The sequence below is a fragment of the Methanolobus sp. WCC5 genome, from assembly GCF_045690325.1.
Classification (GTDB): domain Archaea; phylum Halobacteriota; class Methanosarcinia; order Methanosarcinales; family Methanosarcinaceae; genus Methanolobus.
The window spans coordinates 1,963,634-1,979,687 of record NZ_CP146981.1 but is presented as its reverse complement, the minus strand read 5'-3'; the positions used below and the strand labels follow the sequence as shown (position 1 = coordinate 1,979,687).

Below are 16,054 nucleotides of genomic sequence, written 5' to 3'. Positions count from 1 at the left end.
AAACTGTTATAAAACAAGTATTATAAAACAAATTGTCATAATCAGGATTATATTTGATTTTCCATACATTCTGCTTATATATTAGTATACCCTTCGATAGAACAATTCTGAACCATATTTTACAAAGCTGTAGGGTAACAGATTGCAAAAACCTGCATCTTTATGGCCCCAGCATCATTGATGATCATGAAAATAGCAGACATTGATATCCCCGGTAACATCCTGCTGGCCCCCATGTCCAATGTGACCAACCTGCCGTTTCGCCTCATGTGCAGGGAATATGGTGCCGCCCTTACATATTCGGAAATGATAAGTTCGGATGCTGTCATTTACGAGAATGAGAAAACCATCAACAGGGGTCTCAGAGCTGAGGCTGAGAGACCTATGGGAATACAGATATTCGGCAACTCCCCTCATGTTATGCGAGAGGCAGCCCTGAGAATCGAAGAGATGTACCGGCCTGAGATAATTGATGTTAACTTCGGATGTCCTGCAAGATTGCTGACAAAGGACGGCTGTGGATCAGCTCTCCTGAACTACCCAGGTACTATCAAAGAAATAGTAGAAGAGCTGGTGGAAAATCTCAATACACCGGTTACCGCCAAGATACGTATCCTTAAGGATATGGAAAAGACACTGGAAATAGCCAGGCTGATAGAAGGGGCAGGAGCCAGCGCAATAACGGTTCATGGCAGGACAAGGCAGCAACAGTATTCAGGAAAAGCCAGCCATGAATATGCAAGGAAGATCAAGCAGGAACTAACTATTCCGGTTATCGCCAATGGTGATATCGTGGATGAGATATCGGCAGAACAGACACTTGAATACACCGGATGTGACGGAATAATGATCGGAAGGGCTGCAATGGGAAATCCTTTCCTTTTCAAAAGGATATCACATTATCTGGGAACCGGGGAAATGTTCAAACATGATAAATGTGCCCGGAGAGTCGCAGACCTCAGGTATTACTTTGATCTTCTGGAAAAGCATGAACTTGTGGATACAGTGAACATAAAGGCGCAAGCACAATGGTTCACCCGGGGAATGAGAAATGGCAGGCATATAAGAAGAAATATTGCAGTGTCAAGAAGTATGAAAGAAATTATAAGTAATTTGGAGAAAATGTGTGAAGATTGCCCATGATGCGTGTTTGTAAAAGATGACATTATTAATATAATGCGGCAATTATCGTATTATAAGTAATTAACGGTGTAAATTACCGAAAGACTAAATAGTAATTAATCGATTCTACACAATTAAACATTGCATTTAACGTCAGTTGACGAAAATATGAGGCGTTTGAAACATCGATATTCGACACAACACCTGGCAATGTTACGCTAAAAAACGTTTGAGCAGTACCGGAATGAAAATTATAGCTATTATTACAAGGTTTATGGAGAATTCTAGATGAAAGAAATACGAATACACGGTCGAGGTGGTCAGGGCTCTGTCACAGCTGCTGAACTATTGGCTGTTGCTGCTTTTGCAGACGGGAAATTCAGCCAGGCCTTCCCCGCATTCGGTGTGGAAAGGAGAGGAGCACCGGTCCAGTCATTCACAAGGATCAGCAATGAACCCATCAGGCTCAGAAGTCAGATCTACGAACCTGATTACGTTATAGTGCAGGACCCCACACTCCTGGAAGTAGTTGATGTTGCATCGGGCCTTAAGGATGATGGAATACTTATAATCAACAGTGACTTTGATGCTGACAGTTTCGATATCAACACAAAGGCAAAGATAATGACGGTCAACGCAACAAAGATAGCACTGGACATTATCGGCAGGCCAATAGTAAACACAGTACTACTTGGAGCCTTTGCAGGTGCAACAGGTGAGATAGAGCCTGAATCCATCAAGATGGCTGTGAAAGAGAGGTTCCCCGGCAAAATAGGAGAGAAGAATGCCGAGGCGATCCAGGAAGCATACAGCATGATGAAGGAGGAGAAGATATGAAGATCCTACCGGGAGGAGTATGTGAGGCAGGAAGCACCATAGTCAACAAGACAGGCGGATGGAGAAATTTCAAACCGGTCTACGATTATGACAAGTGTATCAAATGCAAACTATGTGAATTACTATGTCCCGATATGGCGGTGAACCCCAGGGAGGACGGATACTTTGAGTTTGACTATGATTTCTGCAAAGGATGCGGGATCTGTGCAAACGAATGTCCAAAGAGTGCAATTGACATGGTTCTGGAGGAGAAGTAAATGGCACCTGAAAACAAACTTGATAAGAGCAAGATGGTCGTTGTAGAAGGATCATATGCTGTTGCACATGCTGTTAAGACCTGCAGGCCACATGTAATATCAGCATATCCTATCACGCCGCAGACCCACATTGTAGAGGAGCTCTCTCAATTCATGGCAGACGGTGAGATACCTAACTGTGAATACATCAATGTGGAATCTGAGTTCTCAGCACTCTCCGCACTGGTGGGTTCTTCAGCCACCGGAGCAAGGTGTTACTCAGCAACAACATCACAGGGACTTGGACTCATGCATGAGGTACTTTTCAATGTATCAGGAATGAGGTTACCTGTTGTGATGACCATCGTGAACAGGGCTGTCAGTGCTCCCATTAATATATGGAACGATCAGCAGGATTCCATATCCCAGAGAGATACCGGCTGGATACAGTTTTACGCCGAGCATATACAGGAAGTCTCGGATATGACAGCACAGGCCTTTAAGGTATCAGAGGATAAGGATATCCTCATGCCCTCAATGACCTGTATGGACGGCTTTATCCTGTCACATGTTTATGAACCGGTAGTGCTTCTTGAACAGGACCTCACAGATGAGTTCCTTCCTAAGTATGAACCCGAATACGTGCTTGATCCAAAGAGACCGCTAAGCTTTGGAGCTTTTGCAGATCCTCACTACTACACAGAGTTCAGATACATGCAGGAGCAGGCAATGCAGCGGGCCCTTAAGAAAATAGAGGACGTGGCAAATGAATTCTACGATGTATACGGAAGATACTACGGAGGACTTATTGATGAATACCGCACAGATGATGCAGACATCATCATCATGGCAATGGGATCCGTTATCGGAACCATTAAGGACGTCATTGATAAGCTCAGGGACCGGAATGTGAAGGTCGGTCTTTTGAAGGTCAGGGTGTTCAGGCCATTCCCTGCGGAAGCTATCAGGAATGTTATAAAGGATGCAAAGGTCGTTGTCGTGCTTGACAAGAACATATCACTTGGGCTTAACGAGGGTGCACTCTGCACTGAGACAAAGTCGATACTTTATAACTCAGATATCAGAGTCCCTGTCGTAGGTTATATGATAGGTCACGGCGGGCGTGATATCAAGACAGACACTATCGAGAAGATAGTCGCTGAGGCAGAAGAGGTCATTAAGACCGGGATCAGGATCGAAAACCAGTTTACCGACCTGAAGGAGGAACTACTATGAAGAATTTGTTCGGTTCGGGACACAGGGGATGTGCAGGTTGCTGTGACGCAATGGCTGCAAAGTTCACACTTATGGGTGCCGGAGAGGACTGTATAGTCATTAACCCTACCGGATGCCTGGAAGTTATGACTACCCCTTTCCCTGAGAGTTCATGGAACGTGCCATGGATACATTCCCTTTTTGAGAATGCAGGAGCTGTGGGCTCAGGTATCGAGGCTGCTCTTAAGGCACTCGGAAGGAAAGAGAGCACAAAGGTTGTTGTAATGGCAGGTGACGGCGGAACGCTTGACATTGGTATGCGTTCCATATCAGGCGCCTTTGAGAGAGGCCATGACCTCACTTATGTCTGCATCGACAATGAGGCTTACATGAATACCGGTGTACAGAGAAGTGGAGCAACACCATACAATGCATCGACCACAACAAGTCCTTCAGGAAAGGTATCCTTTGGAAATCCAAGGCCTAAGAAGAACATGCCTGCTATAATGGTTGCACATGGTTCACCATATGTGGCTACAACTTCCATTGGTTTCCCCAAGGACATGATCAACAAGGTCAAAAAAGCCACAGAGATCGTGGGCCCTACCTATATACACGCGCATGCCCCGTGCACTACTGGATGGGGATACGATACTTCCAAAACCGTAGAGGTCGCAAAGATGGCAGTCCAGACCGGACTGTGGCCACTTTACGAGATCGAGGATGGGGAGCTCACAAAGGTCAGGAAGATCGGTAAGAACATCAGGCCTGTTGATGAATACCTTAAGATGCAGCGTCGTTTCAAGCACCTCTTCACCATGGAAGGCGGCGTGGAAGAGATCGCAAAGATACAGGCAATCGCTGATAAGAACATTGAGTTTTACGGGTTGTGACCCGTAAACTTTTACTTTTTGGTTGGAATTGTTTGCTATTGAACCTCTTTTTGAGATATGGATCCTTTTCATATTATTGCAAGGTGCGATATAATAGAATAATTATTGTTTCCAAAATTATTTTTAGTTCTAGTCGAAATGCCGGGGTTCTCAATAAACATAATAAAGATCATACCACAATTGACTTCCATGACCATGTTTTCTGCAAATCCGGATAATCGGGTAAACTTCGAAGAGATATTTAACCTCCTGCAGCATGAGTACCCAAATGCAGAGCCGATGCTTCATTTCAGGAACCCTCTTGAACTGCTGGTTGCAACAATACTCTCTGCCCAGTGCACCGACAAACAGGTCAACAAGGTCACACAGGTGCTGTTCAAGAAATACAGCAGCGTTGAGGATTTTGCCAATGCTGATATTGCAGAACTTGGAAAGGACATTTATACTACCGGATTCTACCACCAGAAAGCGAAGCATATCATCGGCAGTGCGCAGTTGATAATCACACAGTTCAACGGTAAAGTACCTGATACTATGGAAGACTTACTGAAACTGCCGGGTGTCGGGAGGAAGACCGCAAACATTGTTCTTGCCAGAGGCTATGGTATCATCGAGGGTATTGCAGTGGATACACACGTTACCCGGCTGTCTCAAAAACTTGGTCTTACACAGAACAGCGATCCGGGGAAAATAGAACTTGACCTGATGAGACTTGCAAAAAAAGAGGATCTTGAAAAACTGTCCATGACATTGATACTTCATGGCAGGAATATATGTATTGCAAGAAGACCGAAGTGTGGAATTTGTGTTGTTAATGAGCTATGCCCTTCCAGCGAAGCATGAAAATGCTTCATACAGACATGCAGACCTTTCATTTTGTCTTTTTTCATTTATCATTTTTCCATAGCTTTTGCCCTCAGATCTTTCGGGAATTTCTCAATGGCATACCTCAGCGCAGTCCGGGGCATGACCTTCTTGTTCTGCATGACGTAATCAAATATTTCCTGCTGATGCTCCCTGCTGGCTTCTTTTAGCATCCATCCATAACCCTTCCTGACCAGGTCATCCTCATCGGTCAGCAGCAGGTCTGCGATCTCCAGCACATCATCAAGGAAATCACCCCTGCGGGCAGCCAGGATAAGCGCCACAGCAGCAGCACGCCTGTACCAGCGGTTATCCGAAGCTGTCCACTTTTTGAGTGAATCAATATACTGAGGATACATGTCAATGAATGTACCTACGGTATGATTACAGAGAGTATCGCATTTTGCCCAGTTGTTGACATAATTCCCGACCCATCTTTCAAACATGATAAAATCCTCTGGTTGGTACTGATCTCTCAGATAGTAGGACCATTCAAGCGCGATAAATGATTCTTCCATATAATCCGAGCTGAGAAGCTCCTCACAGAGTGAAAATATCTCGGGCTTGCTTTTGCCGGATATGGTCCTTAAGTACTGCTTTGCCATCTTAGTTACCAGGGCGGTCTTTACACCGTAACATTTGATATCCTCCTTGAAAAAGCGAGAGCTGTTGTTTTTTGTCTTTTCATCAACGTTCTGTTCCAGCTCTTTTCTAATCTGTGGGATGATATCGTTCATTAGAATTTTAGTGGGAGTGAAAGAAGATAATCTTAATGGATGAACGGGAACTGTGGAAAAGCAACAGGAAATGATACTTTGCATAGGCGGGAGATGGTACCGGATATGTATGAGCCACACTGATGCAGTACCCTGCAATTTAGAAAAAATTGGCATCTTTGAAAAGGTAGAACCAAAGGCCACCAATTGCAAAAGTCTGAATTAGTGGGAAACCGGAAGGGAACGGATCGGTCATGGAATAAATGAAAAAACTGCCCAGCAGACCAATAGCAAGAGTAGAGAGAACAAGATCTTCGATTTCCATTTTAACACCAGGTGAGGAGACTCAATAAAATGAGTTTTTTAGTTTTAGTTTTTGATTCTGCCTTTTACAGACATACGCTCTAATAACACTTATCGTATAAAAGAATTGACAGGACATTACAGATTTGCCTCTTTCATAAATTCTCATAACATTTATAATTTATTTCCGTTATCAATCAATCTTATATATCTGATCACTCTTCTACGCTCTCATCAGAACACTTTTTGACGCGGGTCAGCTGGCTTGTAATATGGAAATGCAAAACAGGTTTTCACAATACTTCAAAGAATCGTTTACCAGTGACTTTAAGGCCGGATTTATCACGGCCATCGTGGCATTGCCACTTGCAATTGCTTTTGCCATTGCTTCAGGTGTAGAACCACAGATGGGCTTATATACAGCTGTCATCGCAGGAATGCTGGTATCAGCAACCGGAGGGTCACGGTATTCCATCACCGGACCCACCGGGGCAATGACAGTGATCATACTTTCAACACTGCACAGCTTCGGGCTTGAAGGTCTTTTCCTTGCAGGCTTCCTTGCAGGTGGGTTTCAGATACTGTTCGGAATCCTGAAACTTGGTAAAGTTGTAAAATACATCCCCTTACCTGTCATATCAGGATTCACGAGCGGTATCGGTGCAATCATTCTCATAGGTCAGGTACCCAATGCCCTGGGACTGATCATCCCTTCAAAGGAACACGTGTGGGAAACACTGCATGTGGTCATCTCCAGTCTTGACCTTATTGACAGCACTGCAATATTGATCTGCATCACTACGATCCTGATGCTTTTATACCTCCCGGGGCTCATGTCCGGGGCCAGGTACATAAACAGCCTTCCACCATCTATAGTAGCACTCACTCTCTCAGTGATTATGGTCTTTTACCTTAAAATGGAGATACCGCTTGTTGGCAGTATCCCTGCCGGACTTCCACAGATACAAATGCTTAATTTTAACCTCGAACTGTTCAGGGCAGTACTTCCGGCGGCCCTTACAATTGCACTTCTGGGGGCCATTGAAGCCCTGCTATGTGCTGTGGTATGTGACGGCATGACCAATAGCAAACATGACAGTAACAAGGAACTCGTTGGTCAGGGAATAGCCAACATGGCACTGCCATTCTTCTCAGCAATACCATGCACAGCTGCAATTGCAAGGAGTGCTGTTAACATAAGGGAAGGTGCAAAGACACAGATTTCAGGCATCATCCACGCCCTGATACTGCTAGTGATATTATTGTTCCTGGGTCCTGTTGCTGCATTCATTCCAAAGGCCTACCTTGCCGGTGTGCTGATCCTTGTTTCCCTGAGGATGATAAACATCACGGAATTCAGGACCACCATGCACATAAGCAAGATGGACACCACCGTCCTGATCGTGACCTTCCTGCTCACAGTACTCACTGATCTTGTATTCGCGGTCCAGATGGGTATGTTCCTGTCCATCATACTGCTCTTCATAAGACTGACAAATGTCATCGACATCCAGACAATGGAAAACTACGACAGGACAAAAGGTATCAACGCCACTATCTTTGCCGACCCGTACCTTGAAAAGAACGTCTCGGTCTACACCATCAACGGCCCCTTCTTCTTCGGAGCCATGAACGTTTTTGAGAGCAAGATCAACGAGCATATGAGTATCAGCAAGCCTCACATTATCTTGCGTATGCGCTACGTCCCTTTCATCGATACGACAGGTATCGAGCGCCTAAAGACATTTATCAAGGCAAGCAGAAAACAACACCAGAGAGTTTATCTTACCTCAATACAGCCCGAGGTCATGAAAAGGATGGAAAGCGACCTGGAACTCACCGAACTCATGGAAAAGCAGCATGTGCATATTTGCGACAGCACCCAGGAAGCCCTTGCATTTTTGAAGAAAGAGAACGATAATCCACAAAATCGAATTTGAGATGAAACTTACAACTCAACCATCATCCCGTAACCATACTCACCCACAGGCCTTTTGAAAAACCCGAATTTCTCGTAGAAAGCCTCCCTTCCCTTTGCAGCCATCAGAGTAATGTATGAATATTCCTGCACGTTCTCTTTCAGGTACACAATTATCCTTTCCATCAGCGCAGTGCCGATCCCCTGATTCTGATATTCCGGCAGGACGATGACATCGGCAATGAAATAGATGAAACTGTCATCTCCCACCACACGGGACATACCTATCACCCTGCCGTCCCTGACAGCACAAACGCAGTAGTTGGAGTTGTTCAGGCTCTTTTCTATCGCTTCCTTGCCTGGATAGGGCCAGGCGACTGATTCCCTGAGATTTATGTACTCCTCTGGTGAAGGGAGTTTTTCTTCGATGGTGTATTTCATCATAGTATCCTGGTTTATTACAAAAGATTGTCAAAAAGAGAGCATTTCAGCAACCCTCATCAGCAAACAAGCGTTTAGCAAAGGCAATTCTCTCTTCCAGGCCCGGACCTTCAAATTCTTCTGCAACCTTTTCAAGCATTTCAGGTATCGGTATGTGCTGAGGACATGCATCCAGACACTGGCCACACTGCACACACTGGGAAGCGAAGTTAGTGTCAGACCCCCTGAGGATGCCTCCAAGCTTTGCTGCGTACATCATCATCAGCCTGTCAGAACCACCAAACATGTGCAGATTGTTGTAGGTATCAAAGCATGCCGGAATATCCACACCTTCAGGACACGGCATACAGTATCTGCAGCCGGTACAGTTGATCTTCATGAGCTCACCGTACTTCTGTGCGACCCTTCCCACAAGATGGAGCTCTTTTGCTGTCAGTGAGTCTGCAAGACCTTCCTCTGCAAACTTCAGGTTCCCTTCAACGTGCTCCGGCTCACTCATACCTGAAAGTACAACAGTTACCCCGGGATGGTTCCATACCCACCTCAATGCCCATTCAACAGGACTGCGTTTCACCTCTGCCTCGTTCCATATTTGCATAATCTCTTCCGGAACAGGGTCTGCCAGGTTCCCACCCCTGAGGGGTTCCATTACAACAACACCAAGGCCCCTGGAAGCTGCATAATTCAATCCTGCAGTCCCTGCCTGGACATTCGTATCCAGGAAATTGTACTGTATCTGGCAGAAGTCCCAGTCATATGCATCAACTATCAGTGCAAAGTCCTCAGGTGCACCATGATAGGAGAAGCCTGCATTGATGATACGGCCATCAGCCTTTGCCCTTTCAAGAAAATCAAGTACACCAAGATCCCTGATATTCTCCCAGCTGCTTCTGACCAGGCTATGTATCAGATAGTAATCAATATGATCGGTATTCAGTTTCTCAAGCTGTACATTAAGGAACCTTTCCATATCCTCATACGATTTTACAATCCACTGTGGCTGTTTTGTAGCAAGTTTCACCTTCTCCCTGTAACCTTTTGCAAGTGCACGGGCAAGGAAAGGCTCACTTTCTCCCATATGGTAAGGCCATGCCGTATCCACGTAGTTCACGCCATTGTCTATTGCATGGCGGACCATCCAAGTTGCCTTTTCCTCATCGATGCTGCCATTCTCTTTTACGGGCAGGCGCATGGCACCAAAGCCCAGTATGGATAGTTCATCTCCGTTTTTTGGCATTTTCCTGTATAACATATCAAGTTTTCCTTTAATTCTTTACTGAAATTTTCCTTTCATTCTTTACTGAAATGTATTTGTCCTTTTTTACTAAAGATATCATTGCTTGAAAGATAGTCATATTTATAATTGAGTTTAAACTTTATAAAAAGTGTTCGGGTTTTGAGTAAATGGCGTTTGGACCCATGTGTACATTTCCTTTGCTCACGATTATTTTCATTGATCACCAATAATATCCTGCATATCCGGAATAATAGCATGTATCCTGTCAAGCGCAATAGATAAGCATCCATAGACCGATAATCTAACGATGATAAAATGCCGGACATGGGATTGATATATTTTCATTGCAGGAGGCTTTAGAACTTGCAGGAGGAAACGGACACAAAAAACGGGAATATATGTTGCAGTCCGGACGTTCCTGTCATTAAAGCCAAAGAGACAAAAAAACTTAAGCTTGACAGTGCAGGGTATTTTATAATCGTGGCACAAGCTGAAAAAGGTACTATACTTGCCAAGCATTATTCCTATGACAAGGAACTGCTCAGGATTATAGAAGGCACAGATGCACGCTCTATCTATATAACTATTATAAGGCACGGGTGGGTAAGCACGCTAAACCACGCAGCTTATCTCGGACAGGAGCTGACAAGGGCACAGATAGCTATGAAAGCAGGATTTGAGTACGTGCAACAGTGAAAAAACGATATAGGAACATACAAATATATAGATATTTTTATATAAAAATATGTCTACATAAATAGCTTTAACTGTTCAACTGGAGCTGACCACCTTAAAGGTTTTAAGCTCCGGGGCATTAAATCCCATTCATGTTATCTTCAAAACCGCAACATAATAGTGCAAAATATCCTCCCGAGGATTTTGATGCAAACATCACAAAGACCATTCCCTACTATGATTCCTTTCATATGGAAAGCATAAAAGTTGTCAAATCACTTCCATACAGTCCGCATGTATGGCTGGATACAGGATGTGGCACCGGCACCCTTATTCACAGGGCAGCCGGGCATTTCCAAAATACCCGGTTTCTGCTGATGGACCCATCCGAAGGTATGCTGGAGCAGGCAAAAAAGAAACTCTCATATCTCCCTGCAGGGAAGATAAGATTCCTTGAGCCCTCGACAACAGAAGGTTTTTTTGCCAACATCGATGAAAAACCCGATGTCATTACTGCCATACAGTGTCACCACTACTTAAACCATGAAGAAAGGATCAAGGCTATAGCTGTATGTTATGAATTGCTGGAAAACGACGGGATGTTCATTTCTTTTGAGAATATAAGGCCCCTGACAAAAAAAGGAACTGCCATCTTTAAAGAGTACCTGAGGGATTTTCAGTTAGCCCTGGGTAAAGATGCCCATGAGGTTCAGAAATACCTTGACAGATTTGACACTGAGTACTTTCCCATAACCATTGAAGAGCACCTGGACCTCCTGAGAAAAGCCGGATTCAGGACCGTAGAGATGTTCTGGTACTCATACATGCAGGCCGGCTTCTATTGCATTAAGTAAAATTAGGGGATCTTTGGATATCATACCCTTATCTTATCTTAATACCTCAGCAGTGCCCCCACCATGTGATCCTGGTCCGGGAAATCATCCTTTTCCACAAATTCCACGTCTGCAGCTGTGCGCTGGGCAAGCTCGTAGAGTTCTTCCACCACATCTACAACTGAAGTGGGACCTTTGCATCTGTCACATTCCTCAGGTGGACGGGCATTTGCCTGCAGGTTCTGGCATCTCTCACATATCCAGCCGGGAACTGATGAACCTTTCAGAATAAGTAGTGTGTTCACTCTTCCCTGCTCCAGGGCATCCCTTACATCCTCCACTCCGTACGCAGCTAAACCACCACGGAGGACAGCATTTTTAAAATCAGCTGCCAACTGTGCGGACCTGGAAATATCATTATCATGCAACACAGCATTACCTGCTTCTACCAGTTCATCCCTGGATATGTCCATTGGCATGTCAATGATCGCCAGGACGTTCTCCTGAACATCTTTGGGGAGCAAGTCCCTAAGTTGCTGCTTTGCACTGCCGGGACCTGCAAGTACAAATCCTTGCATTTGTAACTGACCACAGGTATCCCGTACATTATCTGCAACTTCAGATAAAAAGGACTTTATAGCACCCTTTCTCAGGTGGTTGAAACGTGCCTGGCTCCAGCCTCCTTTTTTGTGCTTGTTCATAAGATCGGTTGACAGGCGTTTTTTCTCCTCTGCGATGTCTGAGCGTATGCATGTGAACCTGGCTTCCCTGGAATCCACAAGCAAGACACCATAATCCTGGTAGTCTGCCCTTAATCTTGCAAGTGGCAGCAGAAAAGGTGATGTATCAAGGACAATGGCCAGTTCCGGCTCCACAGGCAGCCTGTATACATGCAGGAATGCCTCGGCTGAACTTGCAAAGATCACTCTCCCGTTCTCACCGGAAACAGGCGCTTCGTACACATAATCCCGTACCATCTCAAAAGTATTTTCAAAATGCGACCTGAGCACAGGTGACAGGGCATCTTTTATCGCCTTTATCCTGGAATCCACGAATATCCTGTTCAAATGCTCTTTCTCCCTGCCTGACAGCGGCAAGTAGATCGAAAGGTAAATATCTTTCTCGTCATAGATCTCAGCCAGGTCCCTTATACCTATATCAGATACAGGCACCGGGATTTCAGAGAGCACGCGCAGTTGATCCTGCCGGGGTTTCATAAAAGTTGTACCATTGGGTGATATTTAAAAGTATTCAGACTGCCAGTAAAAGGACACTGAAGAATTCCTGATGATCTTGTAAATAGCTGGTAACAGGTTTTCTCTAAACCCGGGAAAACTCAAAGCTTTTAAGTGCGATCATTTACAACCATTCAATGAAAGATTGACCGGAGTGAGGAATTGCTGAGAGATAAGGCAATACTTTCAGCAAATTTGAATGAGTGCTAAATGCCTGCAGATATATAGAAGGGAATCATAGTTCACAGCGTTAACATTATAAATATATCCAGCTAAATGATGTATAAGGGATATGAGGAATACATGGAAAAAGAACTAAAACAGGAAAAGAAAAGATGCACGATGCTGGAGTCAGTGATCGATAACAAATATCGGTCACAGATCCCGGACATAGTTGAGATGGTCACAAAAAGTTGCTCTGACAGGGGCTGTTTCGATCACCTGGATGCAGCAGTCATACCATCAAGAGAATCACTGATAGAGATCATCGACCTTATAAAGGATATTCTCTTTCCTGGTTACTTCGGGGATCAGACCGTTGACAGGAACACACTTTCATACCACATCGGAAATGAGATAACAGAACTGTTCAGCAAGCTCTCAAAACAGATAACAAACAGTATAATATATGACTGTGCCCGCTATGAAGAAGATTTTTGTGAGTGTAGTGAATGTATTGACCGCGGCCATCAGGAAACACTGAGGTTCCTCAAGAAGATCCCTGAGATCAGATCTCTCCTGGCATCTGATATCATAGCCACATACGAAGGGGACCCTGCAGCCAAGAGCTACGACGAGATAATCTTCAGTTATCCGGGGATCTTTGCCATGACCATCTACAGGTCGGCCCATGAACTGCACCGGCAGGGAATCTCCATCCTTCCCCGAATAATGACAGAGTATGCACATAGTGTGGTCGGTATTGATATCCATCCGGGTGCAAAGATCGGAAAGGGGTTCTTCATTGACCACGGAACCGGTGTTGTGATAGGTGAGACCTGTGAGATAGGGGATAACGTCCGCATCTACCAGGGTGTTACCCTTGGTTCCCTGAGTTTTCCAAAAGATGATACAGGAAAGATCATCCGTGGAAAAAAAAGGCACCCCACAATTGAAAATGATGTTATCATCTATTCAAATGCAACCATACTTGGAGGGGATACGGTCATAGGTGCCCGCTCGGTTATCGGAGGCAATGTATGGATTACCAAATCCGTACCTCCTGATACGAAAGTTATCATAGAGGAGCCAAGACTGATCTTCATGGAGAAAAAATGAAATCTGTTAGAGGAAGCATTTAAGGGAGATGCTAAAATGAAGATATATGATGATATTACTAAGACCGTTGGCAACACACCACTTGTGCGCCTGAACAGAATAGCTAACGGCTGCCACGCAGAACTGGCTGTGAAACTGGAATCCTTCAATCCTTTAAGCTCTGTAAAGGACCGTATCGCTCTGAATATGATAGAAACAGCTGAAAAAGAAGGATGTCTCAATAAAGATACGGTCATTATTGAGCCAACTTCCGGAAATACAGGCATTGGTCTGGCTTTTGTCTGTGCATCGAAAGGATACCGTCTCATTCTAACCATGCCTGAGACCATGAGCATCGAAAGAAGGAAGATACTCAGTCTGCTTGGTGCTGAGATAGTGCTAACCCCGGGCATCAAAGGAATGAACGGCGCCATACAGGAAGCTGAGGAGATGGCAAAGAAAACCGGGAATTCCTTTGTCCCGCATCAGTTCATGAACCCGGCAAATCCTGAGATACACCGCCTTACCACTGCAGAGGAAATCTGGAAAGACACCGATGGCACAGTCGATATCCTTGTTGCAGGTGTGGGCACAGGCGGGACCATAACCGGGATCTCGGAAGTCATTAAGTCCCGTAAACCATCTTTTAAGGCAATAGCTGTGGAGCCTGCAGATTCACCTGTCCTTTCCGGAGGAAAGCCCGGCCCTCATAAGATCCAGGGAATTGGTGCCGGTTTCATTCCCGATGTGCTTAACACCGCACTGATCGATGAAGTTGTCAGGGTAAGCAATGAAGATGCCTTTGAGACCGCAAGGCAGCTTGCAAGGGAAGAAGGGATACTCGCAGGAATATCATCCGGTGCAGCTCTGCATGCAGCCATGGAGATGGCAAAAAGGGAGGAGAATGCCGGTAAACTGATAGTTGTCATTCTGCCTGATACAGGGGAAAGATACCTTAGTACTCCTCTTGCTGATCCTGATGTATAGGAAAAAGTTAGGACAGAGGTCATGCATCAATAATTAATACTTAAATCCCTGCATTAAGGTCTGTCCAAAACCTATATATCCAATCGAATCCAAGATTTATTCGGGAGTATTTGAACACTGGATATATATGCATAGTTTTTACTTTGCTTTTCCGTTTTTTTTGTTTTCCAGCGGATGAAGTGCACAAGGAATCATGTGGGGGTAATTATATGCTGAGCATCAGACCCTTGGGGGAAGAGGACAACGAAACCCTGCTGAATATCGAAAAACTGTGTCCCCAGGGAAATGAAGAATGTGCAATGGTGGTCGATAAAGGACCGGATATAACTGCAAGGTATGGGCTTTATGAGAACTGGCAGATCCGCGTTGCAGAGAAAGACAATATAACAGCCGGATGGATAGGATGGACAGTAAAACAGACTGCGGATGATAAATATGTCTATCTTGCCGAGGTGATGGTGCATCCGGATAACAGGAGGCAGGGTATAGCTGTCAGACTTGTAAGGGAGGCGGAAAAAGCTGCAGAGGAAACTAAGGCCTCACATATATACTGTTATGTGTACGGGCCAAATGAGGGTTCTGTGAAGCTTTTTGAAAAACTCGGATACATTGAGGAAAAAGAAGTAAGGATAGTCGAGATAGCCGCATATAAAAAAGAGCATGCTGAGAGGCAATATGATCTTGAGAGGATAGACATCAAAGATCTTCCTGAAGCCGTGGGGCTTATCAACAGCTATTATCAGGGGAAGGCTCACTTTTCTCCTTTCACAACTGAAAGTTTCAGGAAATACGCAAACCGGATACTTGGATACGGCCTTGAGAACTTCATTGTTGCAAAAAGAGATGGCAGGATAGTTGCATGTAGTGGTTTCTGGGATTCATCTGTCCTCATGGAGATGACATACACAAAGGAGCCGATGATGTGGAAGCTCATGGCAAATGCCTATGGGATACTCAGGCACTTCATCAGCATGCCAAGGATACCTGCAGAAGGCGAGTTCTTTAAATTCCATTCCATAGTTGATCATGCATTTGTGCCCGGGCATGAACTTGCGATGGAGGAGATACTTAACTACTGTAATAATCTCATGTATGACACAAAATGTGAGTTCTTTGGTGCCTATACCGACCCGGAGGACCCACTGCTTGCGATTGCCGGAAAGTTCAGGCCGATGTATGAAAAACTGTACCTCTACGCTAAACCAATATCAGGAAAAGTGCCGGATTTCAGTAGCATCTATGTTGACTGCAGGGACCCTATCCTCTGAAAATTGAAAAGTTCAGG

The 16,054-nt window shown here is 44.8% G+C and carries 17 protein-coding genes; 12 read left to right on the top strand and 5 right to left on the bottom strand.

All coding sequences use genetic code 11. The features are described 5' to 3' along the window. Positions 1-186 precede the first annotated feature (186 nt). The 6 genes from dusB to nth all read left to right on the top strand — a co-directional run bounded on the left by dusB (position 187) and on the right by nth (position 5,146). Positions 187-1,143, top strand: coding sequence for a tRNA dihydrouridine synthase DusB (dusB, locus tag V7O64_RS09620; RefSeq protein WP_407355198.1), 957 nt, complete (start codon positions 187-189; stop codon positions 1,141-1,143). A 267-nt stretch (positions 1,144-1,410) separates the two neighbouring features. Then, positions 1,411-1,959, top strand: coding sequence for a pyruvate ferredoxin oxidoreductase subunit gamma (locus tag V7O64_RS09615; RefSeq protein WP_407355197.1), 549 nt, complete (start codon positions 1,411-1,413; stop codon positions 1,957-1,959). Further along, on the top strand, positions 1,956-2,216 hold the full coding sequence (porD, locus tag V7O64_RS09610) for a pyruvate synthase subunit PorD (protein ID WP_407355196.1): 261 nt from the start codon (positions 1,956-1,958) through the stop codon (positions 2,214-2,216). The genes V7O64_RS09615 and porD overlap by 4 nt, the downstream gene beginning before the upstream one ends. Beyond that, the gene (gene porA, locus V7O64_RS09605; RefSeq protein ID WP_407355195.1) at positions 2,217-3,431 is read left to right on the top strand and encodes a pyruvate synthase subunit PorA; all 1,215 of its coding nucleotides are present in this window, start codon (positions 2,217-2,219) and stop codon (positions 3,429-3,431) included. It begins immediately after the preceding gene. Further along, positions 3,428-4,303 (top strand): pyruvate synthase subunit PorB, encoded by an 876-nt coding sequence (porB, locus tag V7O64_RS09600; protein WP_407355194.1) that lies wholly within the window; start codon positions 3,428-3,430, stop codon positions 4,301-4,303. Before porA ends, porB begins: the two co-directional genes overlap by 4 nt. 189 nt (positions 4,304-4,492) lie before the next feature. Continuing rightward, positions 4,493-5,146: an endonuclease III gene (nth, locus tag V7O64_RS09595; RefSeq protein WP_407355193.1), complete on the top strand. Its 654-nt coding sequence runs from the start codon at positions 4,493-4,495 to the stop codon at positions 5,144-5,146. A gap of 50 nt (positions 5,147-5,196) precedes the next feature. On the opposite strand, the gene V7O64_RS09590 is transcribed toward nth, so the two are convergent. After that, a complete protein-coding gene (locus tag V7O64_RS09590) occupies positions 5,197-5,904 on the bottom strand; it encodes a DNA alkylation repair protein (protein ID WP_407355192.1) in 708 nt (235 codons plus the stop codon). Positions 5,905-6,043: 139 nt separating this feature from the next. Then, complete coding sequence (locus V7O64_RS09585) at positions 6,044-6,208, bottom strand: hypothetical protein (protein ID WP_407355191.1); 165 nt, start codon at positions 6,206-6,208, stop codon at positions 6,044-6,046. A 250-nt stretch (positions 6,209-6,458) separates the two neighbouring features. On the opposite strand from V7O64_RS09585, the gene V7O64_RS09580 reads away from it, so the two are divergent. Continuing rightward, positions 6,459-8,126: a SulP family inorganic anion transporter gene (locus tag V7O64_RS09580; RefSeq protein WP_407355190.1), complete on the top strand. Its 1,668-nt coding sequence runs from the start codon at positions 6,459-6,461 to the stop codon at positions 8,124-8,126. Positions 8,127-8,134: 8 nt separating this feature from the next. On the opposite strand, the gene V7O64_RS09575 is transcribed toward V7O64_RS09580, so the two are convergent. Both V7O64_RS09575 and V7O64_RS09570 read right to left on the bottom strand, forming a co-directional pair. Next, positions 8,135-8,548, bottom strand: a complete 414-nt coding sequence (locus tag V7O64_RS09575) for a GNAT family N-acetyltransferase (RefSeq protein ID WP_407355189.1) — start codon at positions 8,546-8,548, stop codon at positions 8,135-8,137. 43 nt (positions 8,549-8,591) lie between these two features. Next, complete coding sequence (locus V7O64_RS09570; RefSeq protein ID WP_407355188.1) at positions 8,592-9,797, bottom strand: aldo/keto reductase; 1,206 nt, start codon at positions 9,795-9,797, stop codon at positions 8,592-8,594. Between the two features lie 348 nt (positions 9,798-10,145). On the opposite strand from V7O64_RS09570, the gene V7O64_RS09565 reads away from it, so the two are divergent. Both V7O64_RS09565 and V7O64_RS09560 read left to right on the top strand, forming a co-directional pair. Beyond that, a complete protein-coding gene (locus tag V7O64_RS09565; protein ID WP_407355187.1) occupies positions 10,146-10,478 on the top strand; it encodes a DUF4346 domain-containing protein in 333 nt (110 codons plus the stop codon). A gap of 131 nt (positions 10,479-10,609) precedes the next feature. Then, entirely contained in the window at positions 10,610-11,311 is a 702-nt protein-coding gene (locus tag V7O64_RS09560) for a class I SAM-dependent methyltransferase (protein ID WP_407355186.1), read from the top strand. A gap of 38 nt (positions 11,312-11,349) precedes the next feature. On the opposite strand, the gene V7O64_RS09555 is transcribed toward V7O64_RS09560, so the two are convergent. Next, on the bottom strand, positions 11,350-12,507 hold the full coding sequence (locus V7O64_RS09555; protein ID WP_407355185.1) for a Vms1/Ankzf1 family peptidyl-tRNA hydrolase: 1,158 nt from the start codon (positions 12,505-12,507) through the stop codon (positions 11,350-11,352). 321 nt (positions 12,508-12,828) lie between these two features. Between V7O64_RS09555 and epsC the strand changes: the two genes are divergently transcribed. The 3 genes from epsC (at position 12,829) to V7O64_RS09540 (ending at position 16,037) form a co-directional block, all read left to right on the top strand. Next, positions 12,829-13,803 carry a serine O-acetyltransferase EpsC gene (epsC, locus tag V7O64_RS09550; protein WP_407355184.1) on the top strand — a complete coding sequence of 325 codons (975 nt, stop codon included), beginning with the start codon at positions 12,829-12,831 and terminating at the stop codon, positions 13,801-13,803. Positions 13,804-13,839: 36 nt separating this feature from the next. Beyond that, positions 13,840-14,769, top strand: a complete 930-nt coding sequence (cysK, locus tag V7O64_RS09545) for a cysteine synthase A (protein ID WP_407355183.1) — start codon at positions 13,840-13,842, stop codon at positions 14,767-14,769. A 209-nt stretch (positions 14,770-14,978) separates the two neighbouring features. Then, positions 14,979-16,037 (top strand): GNAT family N-acetyltransferase, encoded by a 1,059-nt coding sequence (locus V7O64_RS09540; protein WP_407355182.1) that lies wholly within the window; start codon positions 14,979-14,981, stop codon positions 16,035-16,037. Positions 16,038-16,054 lie beyond the last annotated feature (17 nt).